The 18,411-nt window shown below is 69.2% G+C and carries 19 protein-coding genes, 1 tRNA gene and 4 pseudogenes; 10 read left to right on the top strand and 14 right to left on the bottom strand.

Annotated features, from left to right (window positions below):
* Nucleotides 1-19 precede the first annotated feature (19 nt).
* A complete protein-coding gene (locus tag ABZ880_RS26645) occupies nucleotides 20-352 on the top strand; it encodes a hypothetical protein (RefSeq protein WP_361267346.1) in 333 nt (110 codons plus the stop codon).
* Here ABZ880_RS26645 and ABZ880_RS26640 read toward each other — a convergent pair.
* Genes ABZ880_RS26640 through ABZ880_RS26630 form a run of 3 tightly spaced genes read right to left on the bottom strand, consistent with a single transcriptional unit; the run spans nucleotide 333 to nucleotide 1,785 of the window.
* Nucleotides 333-890 carry a TIGR03086 family metal-binding protein gene (locus ABZ880_RS26640; RefSeq protein WP_361267344.1) on the bottom strand — a complete coding sequence of 186 codons (558 nt, stop codon included), beginning with the start codon at nucleotides 888-890 and terminating at the stop codon, nucleotides 333-335. The two genes, ABZ880_RS26645 and ABZ880_RS26640, sit on opposite strands and share 20 nt — an antisense overlap.
* A gap of 2 nt (nucleotides 891-892) precedes the next feature.
* The gene (locus ABZ880_RS26635; RefSeq protein ID WP_361267342.1) at nucleotides 893-1,426 is read right to left on the bottom strand and encodes an SRPBCC family protein; all 534 of its coding nucleotides are present in this window, start codon (nucleotides 1,424-1,426) and stop codon (nucleotides 893-895) included.
* Nucleotides 1,423-1,785, bottom strand: coding sequence for a metalloregulator ArsR/SmtB family transcription factor (locus tag ABZ880_RS26630; RefSeq protein ID WP_361267340.1), 363 nt, complete (start codon nucleotides 1,783-1,785; stop codon nucleotides 1,423-1,425). The genes ABZ880_RS26635 and ABZ880_RS26630 overlap by 4 nt, the downstream gene beginning before the upstream one ends.
* A 608-nt stretch (nucleotides 1,786-2,393) precedes the next feature.
* Between ABZ880_RS26630 and ABZ880_RS26625 the strand changes: the two are divergent.
* Nucleotides 2,394-2,573: pseudogene (locus ABZ880_RS26625) on the top strand (sigma factor); the annotation flags it as partial.
* A 117-nt stretch (nucleotides 2,574-2,690) separates the two neighbouring features.
* Here ABZ880_RS26625 and ABZ880_RS26620 read toward each other — a convergent pair.
* Nucleotides 2,691-3,596: a LysR family transcriptional regulator gene (locus ABZ880_RS26620; RefSeq protein WP_361267338.1), complete on the bottom strand. Its 906-nt coding sequence runs from the start codon at nucleotides 3,594-3,596 to the stop codon at nucleotides 2,691-2,693.
* A gap of 146 nt (nucleotides 3,597-3,742) precedes the next feature.
* Here ABZ880_RS26620 and ABZ880_RS26615 point away from each other — a divergent pair, with 146 nt between their 5' ends.
* The 4 genes and pseudogenes from ABZ880_RS26615 to ABZ880_RS26600 all read left to right on the top strand — a co-directional run bounded on the left by ABZ880_RS26615 (nucleotide 3,743) and on the right by ABZ880_RS26600 (nucleotide 6,994).
* Nucleotides 3,743-4,861: a PrpF domain-containing protein gene (locus ABZ880_RS26615; RefSeq protein WP_361267336.1), complete on the top strand. Its 1,119-nt coding sequence runs from the start codon at nucleotides 3,743-3,745 to the stop codon at nucleotides 4,859-4,861.
* A pseudogene (locus ABZ880_RS26610) lies at nucleotides 4,858-5,436 on the top strand (cation:dicarboxylase symporter family transporter); the annotation flags it as partial. The gene ABZ880_RS26615 and the pseudogene ABZ880_RS26610, both read left to right, overlap by 4 nt.
* A 251-nt stretch (nucleotides 5,437-5,687) precedes the next feature.
* Complete coding sequence (locus tag ABZ880_RS26605; RefSeq protein ID WP_361267334.1) at nucleotides 5,688-5,861, top strand: hypothetical protein; 174 nt, start codon at nucleotides 5,688-5,690, stop codon at nucleotides 5,859-5,861.
* A 467-nt stretch (nucleotides 5,862-6,328) separates the two neighbouring features.
* Nucleotides 6,329-6,994: a hypothetical protein gene (locus tag ABZ880_RS26600; protein WP_361267332.1), complete on the top strand. Its 666-nt coding sequence runs from the start codon at nucleotides 6,329-6,331 to the stop codon at nucleotides 6,992-6,994.
* Nucleotides 6,995-7,132: 138 nt separating this feature from the next.
* On the opposite strand, the gene ABZ880_RS26595 is transcribed toward ABZ880_RS26600, so the two are convergent.
* Complete coding sequence (locus tag ABZ880_RS26595) at nucleotides 7,133-7,981, bottom strand: LysR family transcriptional regulator (RefSeq protein ID WP_361267330.1); 849 nt, start codon at nucleotides 7,979-7,981, stop codon at nucleotides 7,133-7,135.
* Nucleotides 7,982-8,085: 104 nt separating this feature from the next.
* On the opposite strand from ABZ880_RS26595, the gene ABZ880_RS26590 reads away from it, so the two are divergent.
* Nucleotides 8,086-8,829 (top strand): SDR family oxidoreductase, encoded by a 744-nt coding sequence (locus tag ABZ880_RS26590; protein ID WP_361267328.1) that lies wholly within the window; start codon nucleotides 8,086-8,088, stop codon nucleotides 8,827-8,829.
* A 346-nt stretch (nucleotides 8,830-9,175) separates the two neighbouring features.
* Here ABZ880_RS26590 and ABZ880_RS26585 read toward each other — a convergent pair whose 3' ends face one another.
* Both ABZ880_RS26585 and ABZ880_RS26580 read right to left on the bottom strand, forming a co-directional pair.
* Entirely contained in the window at nucleotides 9,176-9,910 is a 735-nt protein-coding gene (locus ABZ880_RS26585) for an SDR family oxidoreductase (protein WP_361267326.1), read from the bottom strand.
* A 148-nt stretch (nucleotides 9,911-10,058) separates the two neighbouring features.
* The gene (locus ABZ880_RS26580; RefSeq protein ID WP_361267324.1) at nucleotides 10,059-10,214 is read right to left on the bottom strand and encodes a hypothetical protein; all 156 of its coding nucleotides are present in this window, start codon (nucleotides 10,212-10,214) and stop codon (nucleotides 10,059-10,061) included.
* Between the two features lie 704 nt (nucleotides 10,215-10,918).
* Here ABZ880_RS26580 and ABZ880_RS26575 point away from each other — a divergent pair.
* Nucleotides 10,919-13,561, top strand: coding sequence for an RICIN domain-containing protein (locus ABZ880_RS26575; RefSeq protein ID WP_361267322.1), 2,643 nt, complete (start codon nucleotides 10,919-10,921; stop codon nucleotides 13,559-13,561).
* Between the two features lie 257 nt (nucleotides 13,562-13,818).
* Nucleotides 13,819-15,051 (top strand): hypothetical protein, encoded by a 1,233-nt coding sequence (locus ABZ880_RS26570; protein WP_361267320.1) that lies wholly within the window; start codon nucleotides 13,819-13,821, stop codon nucleotides 15,049-15,051.
* A 191-nt stretch (nucleotides 15,052-15,242) separates the two neighbouring features.
* Here ABZ880_RS26570 and ABZ880_RS26565 read toward each other — a convergent pair whose 3' ends face one another.
* From ABZ880_RS26565 to ABZ880_RS26555, 3 genes and pseudogenes are all read right to left on the bottom strand, one after another.
* Nucleotides 15,243-15,446, bottom strand: coding sequence for a hypothetical protein (locus tag ABZ880_RS26565; protein WP_361267318.1), 204 nt, complete (start codon nucleotides 15,444-15,446; stop codon nucleotides 15,243-15,245).
* A 71-nt stretch (nucleotides 15,447-15,517) separates the two neighbouring features.
* Nucleotides 15,518-15,763, bottom strand: a pseudogene (locus ABZ880_RS26560) (NAD(P)-dependent oxidoreductase); the annotation flags it as partial.
* 128 nt (nucleotides 15,764-15,891) lie between these two features.
* Nucleotides 15,892-15,966: transfer RNA gene (locus tag ABZ880_RS26555), tRNA-Trp, on the bottom strand.
* Nucleotides 15,967-16,059: 93 nt separating this feature from the next.
* Between ABZ880_RS26555 and ABZ880_RS26550 the strand changes: the two are divergent.
* Nucleotides 16,060-16,332, top strand: a pseudogene (locus ABZ880_RS26550) (isochorismatase family protein); the annotation flags it as partial.
* Between the two features lie 59 nt (nucleotides 16,333-16,391).
* Here the strand turns inward: ABZ880_RS26550 and ABZ880_RS26545 are convergent.
* From ABZ880_RS26545 to ABZ880_RS26530, 4 genes are read right to left on the bottom strand one after another with little or no spacing between them, the layout of a single operon-like run.
* Entirely contained in the window at nucleotides 16,392-16,544 is a 153-nt protein-coding gene (locus tag ABZ880_RS26545; protein WP_361267500.1) for a hypothetical protein, read from the bottom strand.
* 41 nt (nucleotides 16,545-16,585) lie between these two features.
* Nucleotides 16,586-17,077 carry a DUF4188 domain-containing protein gene (locus tag ABZ880_RS26540; RefSeq protein ID WP_361267316.1) on the bottom strand — a complete coding sequence of 164 codons (492 nt, stop codon included), beginning with the start codon at nucleotides 17,075-17,077 and terminating at the stop codon, nucleotides 16,586-16,588.
* Nucleotides 17,078-17,112: 35 nt separating this feature from the next.
* Nucleotides 17,113-17,322, bottom strand: a complete 210-nt coding sequence (locus tag ABZ880_RS26535) for a 2TM domain-containing protein (RefSeq protein WP_361267314.1) — start codon at nucleotides 17,320-17,322, stop codon at nucleotides 17,113-17,115.
* A gap of 50 nt (nucleotides 17,323-17,372) precedes the next feature.
* The gene (locus tag ABZ880_RS26530) at nucleotides 17,373-18,095 is read right to left on the bottom strand and encodes an alpha/beta hydrolase (protein ID WP_361267312.1); all 723 of its coding nucleotides are present in this window, start codon (nucleotides 18,093-18,095) and stop codon (nucleotides 17,373-17,375) included.
* Between the last annotated feature and the right edge of the window lie 316 nt (nucleotides 18,096-18,411).

The following is an 18,411-nucleotide window of genomic DNA, read 5'->3' as shown; positions in this document are numbered from 1 at the left end:
GAGCATCAGCGTCCCGAAGGTGGTGGGTGACTACCACCTCTACGTCGTGGACGCCCAGGGGAACGCGTCCGCCGCGTCGAAGGCGCTCGTGCGGCAGCGCTGGAACCACGTCGACGACAAGGCCGCGGGCGTGACCTACTCCGGGACCTGGTCGAACTGGAACGACACGAAGGACATGAACGGGTCCGAGAAGGTCACGAGCACCGCGGGCAACTACGCCGAGTTCTCGTTCACCGGCTCGGGCGTGCGGTACCTCAGCATGACGCAGCCGAACATGGGCGACGGGAGCGAGCACGGAGGCGCCGACCCCGCCGACGGTGTCTTCCGGCTCGTCAGGGCTTGCGGCCGATGAAGGCGAGCAAGCGAGTCTGGACGTCGGCGCTCTCCGGCACCTCGACCCGCGGTCCGTACTGTCCGCTCGCCCGGAGCACGTCGTCGAGCGGCAGCATCCCGTCAAGCAACTGGGCGCATTTGGCGGCATCGAGGTGTTCGTCCTGGCCGGTGGCCCGTGCCAGGTCCCAGGTGTGCATGAAGACATCGGCGGTGTAGAACCGGTCGACCGCCTGGTCCAGTGGGATCTCTCCGATGTGCGGGTTCGACAGCAACTTGTGTGCGGTGTCCGGATCGTCGAGGAGGGCCTGCACCCCATCGCGGTGCATCGACCAGGCGGCCACCGGGTCGTCATCCACCGAGGGCCCTTTCGGGAGTTCGACTCCGGCGCCGGCTTTCAGGAAGGCGGGGAACCACTCGACGAGGTGACGGACGACGTCCCGGGCGGCCCATCCCTCGCACGGCGCCGGGTTGTCCCATGCCTCAGGATCCGTGCCGCGTACGCGGTCGGTGAATGCGCCCGCCACAGTGCGGTGTTCGTCGGCTGCTGTTCTCGCCATGATCAAGATCCTGTCTCGGTGTGTCGATCGGTGCTGTTGCCCTGTTGGCCGCCGAGCAGTTCGTCAAGCCGCTCGTGGCCTTCGCGGACGCCGTGATCCATGCCGCTCTTGAGCATCGAATCGCGGGCTTCGATGGAGTCCATGAGCGACTTGCCGGTGACCCGGGTGCGGCCACCGAGGTCCTCGAAGACGGCCGTCTCCAGACTGACGCCGTCGGGAAAGCCCTCATAGGTGAAGGTCTGCACGATGCGCTCGTTGGGGCGCACCTCGTGGAACACACCGTGGAAGCCGTACTCGGTTCCGTCGTCGTCACGATGCACATAGCGATAGGAGCCACCGCTGCGCGCGTCATAACGGTCGATCCGCATCGTGAGCCGACGTGGGCCGAGCCACTGGACCACCAGATCGGGGTCGGTGTATGCCCGGAACACGCGCTCCGGCGGAGCATCGAACTCCCGGATGATCAGGATGGTGGGCAGATCCGGGTCTGCCACGATCCGCGTCTCGTTGCGGTGGTGCGCGTCGGTGGTGCTCATGATGCCGCCTCTTTCGCCGAGGTGTCTTTCGCCGGCTGCTCGCCCATCTGTTCAAGGAGGGCATCGAGACGGCGGAAACGGTCCTCCGCCTCGCGCCGATAACGCTCGATCCACTTCGTCATCAGATCGAAGACCTCTGTCTCGAGGTGGCAGGGCCGCCGCTGGGCGACTCTGCTGCGGCTGACCAGACCGGCGTCCTCCAGGACCTTTATGTGCTTGGACACGGCCTGCACCGTGACGTCGTACGGCTCGGCCAGTTCGTTGACTGTGATGTCCCCGGCGGCGAGTCGGGCCACGATGTCGCGCCGAGTGGGGTCGGCCAGTGCGGAGAACACCAGCGACAGCCGGTCGTCGGCCACTTCACACCTCCCGTATTCAACCGATTGGTTAAATACCATACGGGCAGGGTTCCGACCTGTCAACCAATCGGTTGAATAGCGGCGTGCTCTCCGTCCGCGCGGCAAGAGGCGTCCGTAGCTGGGCGTCAGCCGTCACCACCGTCGTCCGACTCCCCTCAGGACCGGCAGCGGCGCGCGCGGGCCGCGGCCGCGTCCACTCCTCGCCCGGAAGCCGATCTTCAAGGTCCCCTTGATGTGCGCGACCTCACCGTCGACGACGCGGCTGCGGATCTCCCCGATCTGCAACCACTCGAACCGCCAGGTGAACGGGCGGGAAGACTCGCACCGGTGCCCCGCGGCGCCCGCTGGAACCGGTGAAGCCGCCACTACTCCGGCACGTCGCCCGAAAGCCGGATGAACTCACGGATGTCGGCCATGCAGTTCGGACCTGCGAAGAGTCTCCCGTGGCAATACACGTCGCTGAAGCCCGACAATGTCCGGCCGGATCCAGGACGTCGCCGCCCTGGCCACCCGCTACCGGATCGACGTCAGCAGCTGACCGGCCGAGGATTTCGGCGCACCGGACCTGCCCTTTGGCGCCGCCTCGTTCGTCGTGAGGATGAAGAAACATCACGAGCACGGAGGAAGCCAGCCTGGTCCGCCCCCTGGGCGACTTCGACCTCGCCGAGGAGATGGTCGCCGAAGCGGTGGTCGAGGCCCTTGAGCACTGGCCGGCCGCCGGACCACCGCGCCGGCCCGGCGCCTGGCTGCTGACCTGCGCCCGCAACAAGGCGCTGGACCGCATCCGCCGCGAGGGCCGCTACCGCGACAAGCTCTCCGCCCGCTGCCCACGTCCAACACCGAAATGCGGGGGCCTGGGTTCCCGCGGTGAGCGCGGTTCCCTGACCGGTGGGCGCGGTTCGGTGTCAGAGGGTTCGGGCCGCAGCGGCGTCGCGGAGGAGTCCGGCGAAGGTCAGAGCGGCGGGGGTGAGCGAGTGGTCGGCCATGCGAACCAGGAGGATGCGGCGGATGGGGGCCGGCGGCTGCAGGGGCAGGACGTCGACGCCGGGTCGGATGCCCTCCAGGGCCAGGGTGGGGGCGAGGGCGACGCCGATACCGGCGGCGACCATGGCCTGGGCTTCCTGGTAGTCGTGGGCCTCGTAGGCGATGTGGGGCTCGAAGCCGACCGCGCGGCAGCCGCGGACGAGGGCTTCGGCCACCGGGTGATGGTCGGCGCGGGTGATCCAGGGGTCGTCTGCGAAGTCGGCGAGCGAGGCGGCGTCACGGCCGGCGAGTGGATGGTGGTCGCTGACGAGAAGGGCAGGCGGGTCATCGAGGAGTGGGGTGACGACGATGTCCTCCCGGTCGATCCGACTCCAGTCGTAGTCCCACATCAGCGACATCTCGACCTCCCGTTTCTCCAGCATCGCCCCGAGGCCGGCGATGCGGGCGCTGCGGACGGTCAGCCGTACGTCGGGGTGGGCGTCCCGGAAGGCGATCACGGCCTGCGGGAGGAGCGAGGCGCCGACCGTGGGGAAGGTACCGATGCGCAGTGTGCCCGCGCGCAGACCGGCGTAGTCGGCGAGTTCGTTCTCCGCGGCCCGCAGTTCGCGTTCGATCCGTTGCCCTCGTTCGGCCAGCGCCCGTCCGGCGTCGGTGAGGGTGACACCCCGGGCATGGCGTTCCAACAGGGGCTGCCCTGCCTCCGTTTCCAGGCGGCTGATCTGCTGCGATACCGCTGACGGGGTGTAGTTGAGGGCGCGGGCGGTCGCGGTCACCGAGCCGCGCCGGGCGACCTCCGTGAACAACAGGATGCGCCGGACGTCGAGCATGCCGCTCCCTCCAGCGTTCACTTCACCTTAATAGCCATGCAGATTTCCGAGATCGTACTTCACGCTGCCGTCACCCACCGTGGAGGACACCACGCACGGCGAGACCGCCGGTGGGCTTCCCCTTCCACGTCTGTGAGGAGCCAGTTGTGCTGCGTCTGCAGGGCGAGATGATCCGCGGAGGAACCAGCAAGTGCTGGATCTTCGACCACCGCGACGTGGTCGCCATGGGCGTGGACGTCGATGCCCTGCTGCTCGCCGCCTTCAACGCCGCCGACCCCCGCCAGATCGACGGCGTGGGCGGCGCTTCCTCCACCACCTCCAAGGCCGCCGTCGTACAGGCGTCGACCCAACCCGGTGTGGATGTCGAGTACGCCTTCGCACAGGTCGGCATCGGCGACGAGCGCGTGGAGTGGGCCAGCAACTGCGGCAACTGCGCCACCGCCGTGGCCCTGTACGCCGTCCACCACAAGCTCGTGCCGATCGCGTCGGACACCACCACGGTCCGCATGCTCAACGTCAACACCGGGGCCCGCCTCACCGGCACGATCCCCACCCCCGCGGGCGCGGCCCCGGAGGAGGGCACGGCCGTGGTCCCGGGTACCTCGGCACAAGGCGTGCCGGTCCTGCTCGGGTTTGAGGACCCGGCGGGCTCGACGACCGGCCGCGCACTGCCGACCGGCCGGGCACTGGACGAGCTGACCGGCCCGGACGGTCCCGTCGAGGCATCCCTGGTGGACGCCGGCGCACCGGCCGCGCTGTTCGAGGCCAAGGCCTTCGGCCTCGATGGCACGGAATCCCTCCTCGCGTTCGCCACTGCCGTGCCCGCGCTGACCCTGCTGCGCCGCCAAGCAGCGCTGGCCATGGGCCTGGCCCGCGAGGGCGATCCGGTCAGCCACGCGGTGCCGAAGGCGGGCATCGTCGCCCGACCCGCCCCCTACCGCACCACACAGGGCACACTCGTCAACCAGGACGAGTACGACCTGGCCGTACGCATGGTCTCCATGCACGCCCCACACCCGGCGATCGGCCTGACCTCCGCCGTGGCCCTGACCGCGGCCGCCGCCACCCCCGGCACCCTCGCCCACCGCGTCGCCCGGCAGACCGCCGACGGCACGCTGCGCCTGGGCACCCCCGCCGGCGTGATCACCACCCGAGCCGTCCCCGCACCGGACGCCGCGTCCCCCACGGTGCTGCTGCACCGCGCCGCCCGGCGCATCGCCCGAGCCGAACTCCTCGTTCCCGTCCTGGAAGGACGCCCCGCATGAGCCGCAACGACGCCGCCCCGGGTATCGTCGCCCAACCACCGGGCCGCATCCGCCAGATGCTGTCCCACCTCTACATCCAGTGCCTGATCGCCGTCCTCCTGGGCGCCGCCGTGGGCGGGCTGTGGCCGTCCGTCGGCGCCGACCTCAAGCCGCTCGGCGACGGCTTCATCGCGCTGGTGAAGATGCTCATCGCGCCGATCATCTTCTGCACGGTCGTCCACGGCATCGCCTCCATGGGCAACGCCCGCGCGGTCGGCCGCGTGAGCCTGAAGGCTCTGGTCTATTTCGAGGTGCTGACCACCGTGGCCATGGTGATCGGCCTGGTCGTCGTCTACGTCGTCAAGCCGGGCAGCGGTCTGCACGTCGACCTCTCGACCCTGTCCACCAAGGGCCTGCCGCCGGAGGCGATCACGGCCCACGAGGGCTTCGCCGAGTTCGCCCTCGCCATCATCCCGGCCACCCTGATCAGCGCCCTGACCGGCAACGAGATCCTGCCGGTGCTGCTGGTGTCGGTGCTGTTCGGCTTCGGCCTGCACGCCAGCGGGGAGGCCGGCCTGGGCATCGCCCGGGGCATCGTGAACGCCCGCAAGGCCGAACTGGAGCTGCAGGCAGAGAAGTTGAGCTAGCAGCTTCACGAGGTGCGCGACGAGCCCGAGTAACTCACCGTCGCCGAGCGGGTCGCGCGTCGGCTGGCCGAGCAGCTGCACGCCGAAACGAGGACGACGCCTGAGGGTGCCGGCCAGGCCGCGGGCCGCGCGGTGCTGCTGGTGCCGCAGCGCGAGCGCGACACCGACGGACGGTCCTGCCTGTGCACTACCAGCGGATCATGGACGTGGTGCGACGGGCGGATACGCCGGTCATGGTCAAGCAGGTCTGCGGTGAGCTGGGGATGTCCAAAGAGCCGGCCCGCTCGGAGGCGATGCGCTCCAAGCCGTACCGACTGGCCGAGCGGGGCTGGCTGAGCAAGCCGGCCGACGGGACGTTCACCATCACGCTGTGAGTGTGGTCCAACAACGGCATGCAGCCCGGGCCGTAACTGCTGGGCGACCGCGGCGCTGCCGTGTCCAAGGGCGACAACTCGGCCGCCTGCATCCGGATGTGCTCGCGAAACGCCCGTCGTTCCGCGGTCAGCCCGCCTCCTTGCGGATACCTCATGCAAACGGCCTACCGCGCCAACCACCGCTTGTCAGCCACGACATCACGCCAACAAGCTCAGTAGAACTGATTGTGCTGGCAAGCAACAGCAGCGCGTGATGATGAGTTCCGGATGGCAGGGCTCGCTCGTAAGCATGGCGGCCCCTCCCCACCCCCGCGTGTGGTCTGCACAGCCGGGGTTCGCAAAAGGAGCGATGTGGAGCTGTGTCACGACACAGCAACGGCCCGCCGACCTGGCAACCGCCGATTGGCCGGAAATCGTTTGTGCCTGAGACAGTCGCCGTCAACTGCCACTCACCAGACAGGACCGAGATGACAACCTCCACGAAGTCCGACCGGCACAGACCCGGCACCGCTCTCCGTACGACTGTGATCAGCGCGTCCACCGCCGTCCTGGCGGTGCTGCTCACGGCTTGCAACGGAGACGGGACTTCGCCCGCCACCTCCGCCGGCGGGAAGACGGCGACGGCAAAGGCCGCCGCCACCAGTGGTACGGGGACTGCTTCCCCGACGATCGGTGCAAAGCCCGCAGACACCGGCGGCGCATCGTCGTCCGCAGCCGCCAAGCCCGTCTCCTCGACACCGGCGCCGGGCAAACCGATCGCCTCCGGCACGGCCGCTGACGACGGCTGCGACCACAAGATGCCTATCTCACCTGACGAGGTGGCGGTCTACCGCTACACCCCCGAAGGGGGCTCGCTGAGCCTCATCGTCAAGTACGGCAACTGGGGCTGCGCCCCCAAGGACTCAGACGGCGCGCCCTTCGAGACCGTGGGCAAGGAGACCTACATGCCCATGGACCAGGCGGCGTACATCACCGTCACCAACCCCATCGTGGCCAGCACCGACAATCAGCACATCGGTGTCCAGGAGTTCCTCGACTGGCTGGAGGCCAACCCCAACAGCGGACTGGTGTTCAAGTACCACGTGGGCGCCGACGGGGCGATCGACCGACTGGACGAGGAGTTCACTCCCTGACGTACGTAGCCTGGCTGTGGTTCCGGCGACGCCGGTGCAGGCCAGTCACCTCGTAGCGCACAATGTGTCGGGAGCTGATGGCAGACCGGACGCTGTCCCCGAAATCCTGCACGGTGTCCCGGCGTTCACCGCCGTCGGTCACAGAGCAGTGGCGGCGCGGACCAGCCCCGCGACCGCCGTTGAGCAGCTGTGTGGAGGCCAGGCGATGACCGTGGTGACGTGAGGGGCGTCGGGGACCGGTACGACGGTGAGGTCCTCGCGCAGGCCGGTGCAGCCCGACTCCGGCACGACCGCGCAGGCGCGGCCGAGGGCGATGAGCTGGGTGAGTTGCGTGTGGTCGCGCACCTGCGGTCCGGGGCCGTCCGGGAAGGTGCCGTCAGGGCGAGGCCAGCGGGGCAGGGGCAGGTCGGGAAGGTCGGTGACCTCGGCGAGCCGCACGTGGGGGCGGGCGCTGAGAGGGTGGCCCGCCGGGAGGATCGCGACCTGACCCTCGGAGCGCAGGTCCTCGGTGTCGAAGCCGGCCGTGTCGTCGAATGGCCGATGCAGCAGGGCTACGTCGGCCCGGCCGTCGTGCAGCAACCGGGCCTGCTCGCCCGGTCCGCACAGCACGACGTCCACGGCGACGGCGCCGGGCTCGGCGGCGTAGGCGTCGAGGAGTTTCGCCAGCAGTTCACCGGAGGCGCCCGCCTTCGCGGCCAGGACCGCGGCGGGGCGGCCGGTCGCCGCGAGGGCGGCCCGGCGGGTGCGCCGTTCGGCGGCCTCGACGGCGTCCAGCGCCGCCCGCGCCTCTCGCAGCAGCACCGCCCCTGGCCCGGTCAGGGCGACACCCCGGCTGCCACGTTCCAGCAGGAGGGTGCCCAGGCGCCGTTCGAGCCCGCCGATCGCCCGCGACAGCGGGGGTTGGGCGATCCCGAGCCGCTGCGCGGCCCGGCCGAAGTGCAGCTCTTCGGCGACCGCGACGAAGTACCGCAGCTCACGTGTCTCCACCCCGCCAGCCTAACCGGAGCGGCCAGGAGCGATACCCGGACGGTATCGCCGTCCACCCAGTCGGTCTTGGACGCCCCGCCCGGCGGGAGAGAAGTATCGATGTCATGAGTGAGACGAACACCGTGAAGCACCACAAGGTCGCGCTGGTGACCGGGGCCAACAAGGGCATCGGGTACGAGATCGCCGCCGGGCTCGGCGCCCTCGGCTGGTCGGTCGGAATCGGCGCGCGGAACCAGGAGCGGCGCGAGGCCGCTGTGGACAAGCTGCGCGCGTCCGGAGCCGACGCGTTCGGCGTGCCGCTGGACGTGACCGACGACGCCAGCGTGAGTGCGGCGGCTCGGCTGATGGAGGAGCGGGCCGGGCGGCTCGACGCGCTCGTCAACAATGCGGGGATCACCGGCGGCGGACCGCAGGAACCCACCACGGTCGACGTGAACCGGGTACGGGCGGCCGTGGAGACCAACGTGATCGGCGTCATCCGCGTCACCAACGCCCTGCTCCCTCTGCTGCGCCGCTCGCCGTCGCCGCGGATTGTGAACGTCTCCAGCAGCGTCGGCTCCCTCACTCTCCAGACCACGCCTGGCGCCGAGACGGGCCCCATCGCCGCCGCCTACGCTCCGTCGAAGACGTTCCTCAACGCCGTCACCGTGCAGTACGCCAAGGAACTGGCCGACACCCACATCCTGATCAACGCCGTCTGCCCCGGCTACACGGCGACCGACCTCAACGGCTTCCGGGGAGTGCGCACCCCCCAGCAGGGCGCAGCCGCCGCGATCCGGCTGGCCACCGTATCGGCTGACGGGCCGACGGGCCGCTTCTTCGACGACGAGGGAGAGGTGCCCTGGTGACGCGCTTGCGGTTCGCGCCACCCTGGGCAGATGGTGCATGCGCGTCCTCGTGACCGGCGCCGTCACGCTCTGTCGCTACGGCCGTCGAGCCCGAGCCGCCGACGGACCACGGGGTGAGGGATCGAAACGCAAGGAGAGTTACACGGTGGCCCGCCTCCTGTTCAGGCAGCGGTACTCACCCGTTGACTTCTCCCCCTCCTGAAGGAGGGGAATTCTCACGGCTCGCGCTGCGTCAAGGCGCTGTCACTGATTTTTCCTGCGGCGGCGTACCTTGACGCAGAACGCGGGCGGCAACGCGATTCACCCCGGCCGGGCGCCACCCGGCGCCAGCAGGATGAACCGGTCATCAGCCACGAACGCGCCCCTTCGTGCTCCCGTTCTTCTCGCCCTTGCCGCTGAACGCCTCGTTGCGGATGAGGTCCAGGAAGCTCGGGGTGTCCTGCGTGGTGCGTACGTCGATGAAGGCACGCACATGCCGGTCGTCGACGGCCTGCCGCAGCAACTCGTGCGCGAGGTCGGCCCGCGCGGTGTACCGGCCCGGGAGGCGCTCCCTGCCGACCTGGTAGTCGCTGACCGCGTTCCTGTCGAACAGGCCGCCGGGGCGAATGACCGTCCAGTCGAGATCGGTCTCGCGGATGATCTCCTCCATGCGCCGCATGTCGTCGTACACGGTGCGCCCCATGAAACGTACGACGGACGGCTCCAACACCTTTCGGAACACAAAGCCCTCGCCGGGCGCCGCCGTCCCGAAGAGCACGGTCGAGGTCACGCCGACGACGCGTCGGACGCCGTGCCTGGTCATGGCCTGCGTGATGTGACTGATACCGACGGAATACACGGTGACGGGGCTTCGGCCGTAGGGGACGCCGAGCGCCGAGATCACGGCGTCCTGCCCGGCCACCGCTCGTTCGACCGCGGCGGAATCGAGTACATCCGCCTCAATCACCCGCAGCCGCGGACCATTTACCGGAAAGGTCTCGGGATGGCGCGTGACGGCAGTGACCGTGTGCCCTTCGGCACTCGCCTGTTGGGCGGCCAGCCGCCCGGTAGTTCCGTTCGCCCCGAAGATGACGATGTTCACTGGGTTTCCCCTCTTCAAGTCGGTTCTGCCGACAAGAGGGCCGAGACGGCTCGGAGTGTGACGCCGGAGAGGGCCGGTGAGACATGGACGACACTTTCCGAAGGGAAGTCACACTCACGTCTCCGGGCCAACCGCCGGCCAGGGCTGCTCACTTCGCCCGCCAGAACCATTCGTTGGCCTCCGGCAGACACAGCCGCACGACCGCCGGCACCCCCAGCAGCACGAGCACTGTGGGTCCAGGAACTCCCCGGGGGCGTGCGCCATGCCGATCGCGCCACAGCAACTCGCCGTACTTGTGTGCCACCTGCCCGTTCCTCTCGTCTCCAGCCACGGCAAGAGGTTGTGAGCGCTGCTTGATGACCCACGCCGCAGTGACACCCGAGCCTGGCAGGCAGTCGCCGGGCCCGGTCTCGCCCGGCGGGGGTCGGCGCGCTGACCCGGTTCAGCGGGCGACCGCGAGTATGGGGTGACCGCCATGCTCCAGGCCCGGTTCTCCCGCGGGCTGCCCCAGCAGATCGAGGTGGTCACCTACGACCGGACTGCGACCTGGACTCGTTGCGCGACGGTGAACTGGTGACACTGACCTTGAGCTCCTAAGCGGCGAGAAGGTCATGTATCGCGTCGAGAAGTCCTGAGACTCCGTCACCGGCACTCACTTGCCGCCTCTCTCCTGATCGATCGGCCTCCTGACGGATCTCCCGCCCTGGCTGCCCCCTTGCCCGGCAACGAGGGCACGCGCTCCCAGACGGTGAGGGCAGTGGCGATCCCCCGTCCCACTGCGGCACTTTCTCGCACCGGCCGAGCGCAGGGCGAGTTCGGTTGTCGGCTCCCGGCTCGGGCTCCCTCAGAGCCTCCGCTTCACGCTTCGAACCCGAGCTGATCGAAAGAGTTTCTGGCTCACGGCAACCTGTGCGTGGCCTGTGACGACAAGGAAGCGGATCCGGCCGGTTCCGGTGGCCGGGATCCGGGTTTCCGCTGTCGAACAGCATGCAAGGAGAACGTCTCCCCATGAACAACCCCACGAACGGCGGGCGCCGCGGGCGTCACCGCCGTCGCTGGACCGCCACCGCTCTGCTGCTCGGCGTGCCCGCCATCGTCGTGCCGTATCTCCTGTTCGCGCAGGAGGACTCGCAGGCCGCGACGATCGACGGCAATGCCTACTACCGGCTGGTTTCCGTACGCAGTGGCAAGGTGATGGACGTCAACGCCTTCTCCACCGCCGACGGCACCCGTATCCAGCAGTGGACCGACCAGAACACCTTCAACCAGCAGTGGAAGCTGAGACCCACCGGGGACGGCTACTACGAGCTGGTGAACCGCAACAGCGGCAAGGTGCTGGGCATAGCGGGCGGTTCGACCGCCCGGGCGGCCGCCGCCGAGCAGCAGACCGACAGCTCCTCCACTTCCCAGGAGTGGCGGATCGACGATGTGAGCGGTTCCGACGCCGTCACCTTCACCTCCCGCAGGAGCGGCCAGGTCCTGGACGTCTCCGGAGGCTCCACGGCCCAGGGCGCGCCGATCATCCAGTATCCCGGCAGGGGCAGCACCAACCAGCAGTGGAAGCTGGTGCAATCGGCGGAGACCCAGGCGTCAGGGACCGGCAGCACTCAGACCACGGCCGCGGCCGGACCGTATGTGTGGAAGAACGCCCAGGTGGTGGGCGGTGGTTACGTCACCGGGCTGGTGTTCAACCAGAAGGAGAGGGGTCTGCTGTACGCGCGCACCGACATGGGCGGCGCCTACCGCTGGGACACCGGGGCCGAGCAGTGGATTCCGCTGACCGACTGGCTCGGTGAGAAGGACTGGAACCTTCTGGGCATAGATGCGCTGGCCACGGACCCCGTCGACCCCAACCGGCTCTACCTCGGAGCGGGCACCTACACCAACGAGTGGGCCGGCAACGGCGCGATCCTGCGCTCCACCGACCGGGGCCGCACCTTCCAGCGCACCGATCTGCCGTTCAAGCTGGGCGGCAACGAACCCGGCCGTGGGGCGGGCGAGCGGCTCGTGATCGACCCCGCGGACCACGGCACCCTGCTGCTGGGCACCCGCAAGAACGGCCTGTGGCGGAGCACCGACTACGGCGTGACATGGCGTCAGGTCTCCTCGTTCCCCGTCAAGGACGGGGCGGGCAGCGGCGCGGGTATCTCCTTCGTGACGTACGGCCCGGCCGGCAGCAAGACGGTCTACGTCGGCGTCAACGACAAGTCCACGCCTTTGTACCGTTCGACCGATGGTGGCAGCAGTTGGCAGGCTGTTTCCGGGCAGCCCACCGGCCAGATGCCGCAGCACGGTGTGGTCTCCGGTGACGGGTCGCTGTACCTGACGTACAGCAACAGCATCGGCCCCATGGACGCGACGGCGGGCTCGGTGTGGAAGTACACCCCGTCGGGCGGGGTGTGGAAGAACGTCTCCCCGTCCCAAGGCAGTTACGGGTTCTCCGGTCTGGCCGTCGACCCGCAGAAGCCGTCCACGGTGATGGTCACCACCCTGGACCGCTGGTGGCCCGAGGACGAGGTCTACCGCACCACCGACGGTGGCACGAGCTGGAAGGCGCTGGCGGACAAGTCGCAGCGCGACGCCTCCGGCGCTCCGTACGTCGGCAGCGGCACCGGGCACTGGATGACCGCGCTGGCCATCGATCCCTTCGACTCCGGGCACGTGCTGTACGGCACCGGCAACGGCATCTGGCGCAGCAAGGACGTCAACGCCTCCGACAGCGGAGGCACCAGCCACTGGGCCTCCGGGGCCCGGGGGCTGGAGGAGACCTCGCTGGCGGACGCGATCGCCCCTCCCGGCGGCGCCACCGTCATCACCTCCATGGGCGACCAGGGCGGCTTCCGCCACGACTCCCTGACCGAGGTACCCGCCGGACGGCTGAAGAACCCGCTGATGAGCAGCAGCACCGACATCGACTTCGCCCAGTCGGCCCCTGCGGTGATGGTCCGTGTCGGCACGGGCGGCGCGCAGGACGGCGCCTACTCCACCGACGGTGGCAGCAGCTGGAACGGCTTCACGGCTGAGCCCGTGGGCAGCGCGAGCAGCGGCCATGTCGCGCTCGCGGCGGACGGCTCCACCATCGTGTGGACCGAGGCCGGCCAGGCCCCGTACCGCTCGACCGACAAGGGAGCGAGTTGGTCGAAGGTCAGCGGCCTGGGCACCGACGCCGTCGTCGTCGCCGACCGCTCCTCGGCCAACACCTTCTACTCACTCACCGGCGGCACGCTCCACGCCAGCACCGACGGCGGCGCGACCTTCACCCCCCGCGCCACCAGCCTGCCCGCCGGCAGGCTCACGGCCGTCCCCGGCATCAACGGGGACCTGTGGATCGCCGGCGGCGGCAACGGGCTGCTGCACTCCACCGACGGCGGCCGCACCTTCACCACACTCACCACGGTGCAGTCCGCCTCCGCCCTCGGCTTCGGCAAGGCCGCACCCGGCGCCAACTACCAGGCCCTCTACCTGATCGGCACCGTCAACGACGTCACCGGAGTCTTCCGCTCCACCGACAAGGGCGCCACGTGGCTCCGCGTCAACGACGACGCCCACCAGTGGGGCAGCATCGGCATCATCACCGGCGACCCCGACACCTACGGCCGCGTCTACATCGGCACCAACGGACGCGGCCTCCAGTACGGCGACCCGTCCTGACCCAGGCGCCCCCAGCGGGGCCGCAGGCTCAACCTCTGCGGCAGGGACGGAGGTCGCCCGTAGGCCCGCGGAAAGCAGGCTCACCGCTCGGCAACCCTGCGGCCGATCGCGACGGACGCCGGTACAACTGTTGGACGTCGGCGTGTGTCTGATGTACGGAACGTGCCTTCCCCAACTCACCGCCCAGATTCGTCACTTCACTCAGAGGTAGTTACATGCTCCGCTGCGATCACAGCTTCCGTATCCTTCGCAGGGCCGTGGGAACCATCGGCGCGGGCGCATTGATCACGTTGGGCACCGCTCCCTGCGCCGTGGCCGATGGTGCCGGGAGTGGGCTGGTGCTGGGGGCCATCGCGCCGATCAGCGGAGTGCAGCCGGGGAGCACCTTCGAGGCGCCGGTCACTTTCGGTAACAAGGGCACCCAGACGCTGGAGAAGATCTGGCTGCGGTACACCGTCACCAAGGGGTTGGACTACGCCGACGTGCCCTCGAACTGCGTGCGGTGGGACATCCACTCGTACGACGAGTTGCCGACCAGATCCCAGATCACCTGCGAGTTCGACCAGGCCGTAGAGCCAGGTGTCGTCTACGCGCCCGAGAAGCTGACCCTCAAGGCTCTCGACCGGGCGCTGTACGACGATCTCGACGTCGCCGTCGGGGACTATGACTTCGGCCCCGACGAAAACGCCCGCGGGCCCGTGCGCGGAACCGCTCCCGCGGCGAAGCTGGTGGAGCGGCCCGGCGCCGTTCTCACCGGCAGCGGCTCGGGGAGCCCCCACTATGCCGAGACCCGGGTGCGGGTGAACGCGGCGAACACGGCCGACTTCCAGGTGTCGGGAGCGCGGCTGAAGGGCCGGATCGGAGACACGATCGACCTGCAGGTGAAGTTCACCAACGCCGGACCCGCCTGGGTGCTGGTGGAACCGGGGCCTCCGGTGCCGACCCGAGTCCTGATCAAGATTCCCTCGGGTACGACCGCGGTCAAGGCACCACACTGCGAGAAGCCGGCAGCCGGAGCCTACGACTGCTACATCGCACAGGGCTGGGTGGACGAGGACCAGGTGAACACCTACTCCTTCAAGCTGAAGATCGACAAGGCGGTGGCGGGGGCCAAGGGCTCGGTGGCCCTCACTGCCGACTCCCGCCCGTACGACGTCAACAAGGCGAACGACAAGGCCGACATCCTGCTCGACGTCGAGGGCAGTGGTTCGACGGGCGGGAGCGGGTCTGCGGGCGGTTCGGGTTCGACGGGCGGGAGCGGGTCAGCGGGCGGTTCGGGTTCCACCGGCGGAGGCGGGACGACGGGGGAATCCGGGACCACCGGCAGCTCCTCTGCCACCGGATCTTCGGGGAGCGCCTCCACCACCGGCGGTGACCTCGCCGCCACCGGTTCCGGTCCTGCGCTGCCCCTCGCGGGCGCCGCGGCCGCGGCCGTAGCCGCCGGTGCAGGCACGGTCCTGCTCGTACGTCGCCGCGCGGCCCGGCGGTAACCCGTTCGGCGCGCATACCTGAGGGCGTCGCGCCCCGCACGGCTCGCAGGCGCGGCCCGCTCTGGCCCATCTTTGCGGTAGGCGGGTCGTCCGCCGGTCGCTGACGTCCGGCCTGGCCGGTGAATGTCGACGGCATCGGCTGGCCGGCCCGCACGGATGGCCGCCCGGCCGTCACCCGCCGGCAGCAGACGTCACGGCGTCACCACGGAGACGCCGTGCAGGTGACCAGCGAGCAGCGCTGCGATGTGGTCGGCGCAGCGAAGGGCAGCCTCAGCCATGGCGCGCCGAGTCATCCCAGCGACGTGCGGGGTGAGCACGGCGTTGGACAGGCCGAACAACGGGGAGGTGAAGGCGGCATGCTCGTGGGCGAAGGTGTCGACGGCGGCGGCCGCCACGCGTGCGCCGGGTCGCGTAGTGCCTCTGCCAGCGCTTGCTCGTCGACGATCCCGCCCTGGGAGGTGTTCAGCAGGATCGAGCCAGGTCGCATCAGCGCCAATTCCGCCCCGCCGATCATTCCCCGGCTCCGCGGAGTGAGCGGAAGATGCAAGGGGATCACGTCGCTGCTGGCCAGAAGGGCGCCGACAGACTCGGCACGGCGCGCTGCCGCCCCTGCAGGGCGACGGGAAAGTCCCTGCACGTTCATGCCGACGGCAGCCGCCCGCTCGGCCAGGGCCTGACCGATCCGGCCGAGCCCGAGGACGCCCAGGGCCAGCTCCGAAAGCTCGAGGCCGCCCCCTTTGACCTGGTCTTGGCCTCCTCGGTGGCAGCCTTCTCCAAAGCGGTGAGCACGTCCTCGTTCATGTGCATCCCGGCGGAGTCGTGGTGAGCCCGTCTTTCGCGCAGGGGCGGCAGGATTTGAACCTGCGGCGTGCGGGTTTGGAATCCGCTGCTCTGGCCGGGCTGAGCTACGCCCCTTTGGTGACTGGAGCCTGACACAGTGTTGGGGTGCTATGCCAACGGGTTTCGGGCGAAGGGCGCGGCAAGCGGCCTGGGTGCGGCGTCGCCCGCATGTGTGATGGGGGGCGGTGGCCCCGTTCCGGCGAGTGCGTTGCCGGTGAACAGTTGGACATCCACCCTGCGGTGGTCCCACGGCTGAAGGACACCGTGGTGGACAAGGACAGCGCCGACTCCTTCCTGGACACACCGCTGGACGCAGTCCTGCGCGTCCAGGGAGTGCGGCAGGTGGTCGTGACCGGCTTCACCACCGAGTGCTGCGTCGATTCCACCAGCCGCAGCGCGCTCTTGCCCGGCTACGGCCTCGTCCTGGTCGCCGACGGTCATACGACACCGCAGCGTCCCGCCGACAGTCCGTCGCCGAGCGCGGCCCAGGTGATCGTCCATCACAGCGCGGTCTTCGCGACGATCGCGTACGCCGGACGTACCATCCAGGTGCTTCCGGCGGAGGAGATGGACTTCACCGCCGGGGCCGCCGTCGGACAGGAGGGCCCCGGGGTGGGGTTCTGCGCGGCGCGAAGGGTGGACGGCGTGCCCATCGCGCCCGAGATGGTGTGCTCTCGCGTCCGGACCGGACAGCTCACTGCTTTCCCGTACGCAGCCGCTGCGCCGCCGTGTCGCCGCGCCGGCCGACCGGAACGACACCGGTCGCGGCGCCGAGGCCGTACGCGGGCATGTCGACGTACACCGACTCGTAGGAGCCGGCCGGGACGATGAACGTCTCGTGCCAGATACCCACATGCCCTTTGGCGGCGCGTGCTCGTCGGTTGAACGCCGTCCATGCGGGCCTGTGCTCCTTGTCCTGCTGGTGGGCGTAGGCCAGGAGCCGGTCCTTGTCCGACCAGTACTGGACGACGTAGAAGTCGCGCAGGCTGCCGTAGAGCACCTTGTACCCGAGAAGCCCGCTGGCTTTCTCCTGCGACAGCTCACGCAGCATGCGCGGCATCGACATGAATGCCGGCAGCCAACTGGAGAATGCTCGTAGCCGGTTGATCCGTAGCCCGATGTGGAAGACGACGACGTCGCCTTCGGCGGCGGCGGTGTTGCGACCCGGAACCACTTTCTCGGACATGACTTTTCCTCCGGTCGTCTTTGAGATGGTTCACGTCACGAGCGGGCAACTGATCGGGACTTCACGCGAATCGCCCAGAAATGGATCACCATGCCGATGCCCCAGCCCACAATCGACCACAAGGGCCAGAAGAAACGGTCCGGGGTGAGAATCGCCCACAGCACCACCTGAGCGGCGTTGGCGAGGACGTACCAGAAAAAGTGGATCCGCAGACCCCACCGCATGGCCTTTTCGCTCTTGTGCACTTTCCCTCCCATGGGTCCTCGGGGCACTGCACTTGCGCTGCCCGGCGGTGTTACCGCGGGGACGTCTGCTCCTGCGCGGCGGTCTCGATGAGGGCCACCGTCGCTCCCGGCCGGGAGACGAACACCATGTGGGAAGCACCCTCGACCACCTGCGTCTTCGCCCCCGAACGCAGGGCCATGAACTCCTGCGTCGCCGGTGGGATGATCCTGTCGGCGCCGCTGATCAGGTTGTAGCTGGGGATCGTGTGCCACGCCTGCGGACCGGTGGCCGGCTCGCCCAGCGCGGCGCCGGTGGCCGGACGCTGCGTGATCGAGTAGAGCGTGGCCTCCTCCAACGACACGTCGGCCGCGAAGTGGGGATGAAAGACCTTCGGTTCGATGTAGAGATCCACCTGTCCGTCGGGCAGCGGGACCGGCTTCAGGGATTCGCCCACGGTGCTGCCCGGGAACCGCTCGACCAGTGCTTGCGCGCTCTCACCCGTCTCCGGGACGAACGCCGCCAGGTAGACAAGTGCCTTCACGTTGGCGTTTCCTTCGGCGGCGGCGGAGATGACCGCTCCGCCGTACGAGTGCCCGACCAGCACGATCGGTCCCTCGACGCTGTCGAGCAGCGCCTTGACGTGTGCCGCGTCAAAGGCGAGCCCCCGAAGGGGATTCGGCGCGGCGACCACTGGATAGCCGTCGGCGACAAGCCGCTTGGCGACGGCGTTGAAGCCGCTGCTGTCGGCAAAGGCACCGTGTACGAGCACGATCGTCGGATTCCCGTTCACCATGAACCACCCTCTCCTTCGGACGACGGCCGACATGGACCGCAGCGGTGCTCGGGTTCTCCCGCACCGTCCGGCCGACGACCACTTCTTCGCACCGCGATGACAGGCAACGTCCGCTCACACGACCTCGACCGTCGGACGTGTCCGGGCCCGTCGGCCGACTGAACAGAGGCGCAACCGCGGCGACCGTGGAGGGGTGGCGGATGAACACAGCGCAGAACGACGCGGCTCCACACCCTCACGCTCGACGCCAAGCTATGGCCTCGCACTGGACGGAAAGGGAATGAGAGCAGGACCCGGTTCCCGGCGGACTTCACAG

It is taken from the genome of Streptomyces sp. NPDC047043, from assembly GCF_040644055.1.
Classification (GTDB): domain Bacteria; phylum Actinomycetota; class Actinomycetes; order Streptomycetales; family Streptomycetaceae; genus Streptomyces.
Note: the sequence above shows the minus strand (reverse complement) of the source record. Positions and strands in the feature narration are given on the sequence as shown.

Bases quoted from the DNA above. Each gene is read 5' to 3' on its own strand.
- ABZ880_RS26620 (WP_361267338.1), bottom strand. From the start codon at position 3,596: ATGCTCGACGTCCGGCGCATCCTGTTGTTCACGGAGGTCGCCCGGCGC.
- ABZ880_RS26635 (WP_361267342.1), bottom strand. From the start codon at position 1,426: ATGAGCACCACCGACGCGCACCACCGCAACGAGACGCGGATCGTGGCA.
- ABZ880_RS26590 (WP_361267328.1), top strand. From the start codon at position 8,086: ATGAGTGAGACGAACACCGTGAAGCACCACAAGGTCGCGCTGGTGACC.
- ABZ880_RS26640 (WP_361267344.1), bottom strand. From the start codon at position 890: ATGGCGAGAACAGCAGCCGACGAACACCGCACTGTGGCGGGCGCATTC.
- ABZ880_RS26545 (WP_361267500.1), bottom strand. From the start codon at position 16,544: ATGGGCACGCCGTCCACCCTTCGCGCCGCGCAGAACCCCACCCCGGGG.
- ABZ880_RS26530 (WP_361267312.1), bottom strand. From the start codon at position 18,095: ATGGTGAACGGGAATCCGACGATCGTGCTCGTACACGGTGCCTTTGCC.
- ABZ880_RS26600 (WP_361267332.1), top strand. From the start codon at position 6,329: ATGACAACCTCCACGAAGTCCGACCGGCACAGACCCGGCACCGCTCTC.
- ABZ880_RS26540 (WP_361267316.1), bottom strand. From the start codon at position 17,077: ATGTCCGAGAAAGTGGTTCCGGGTCGCAACACCGCCGCCGCCGAAGGC.
- ABZ880_RS26575 (WP_361267322.1), top strand. From the start codon at position 10,919: ATGAACAACCCCACGAACGGCGGGCGCCGCGGGCGTCACCGCCGTCGC.
- ABZ880_RS26605 (WP_361267334.1), top strand. From the start codon at position 5,688: ATGGACGTGGTGCGACGGGCGGATACGCCGGTCATGGTCAAGCAGGTC.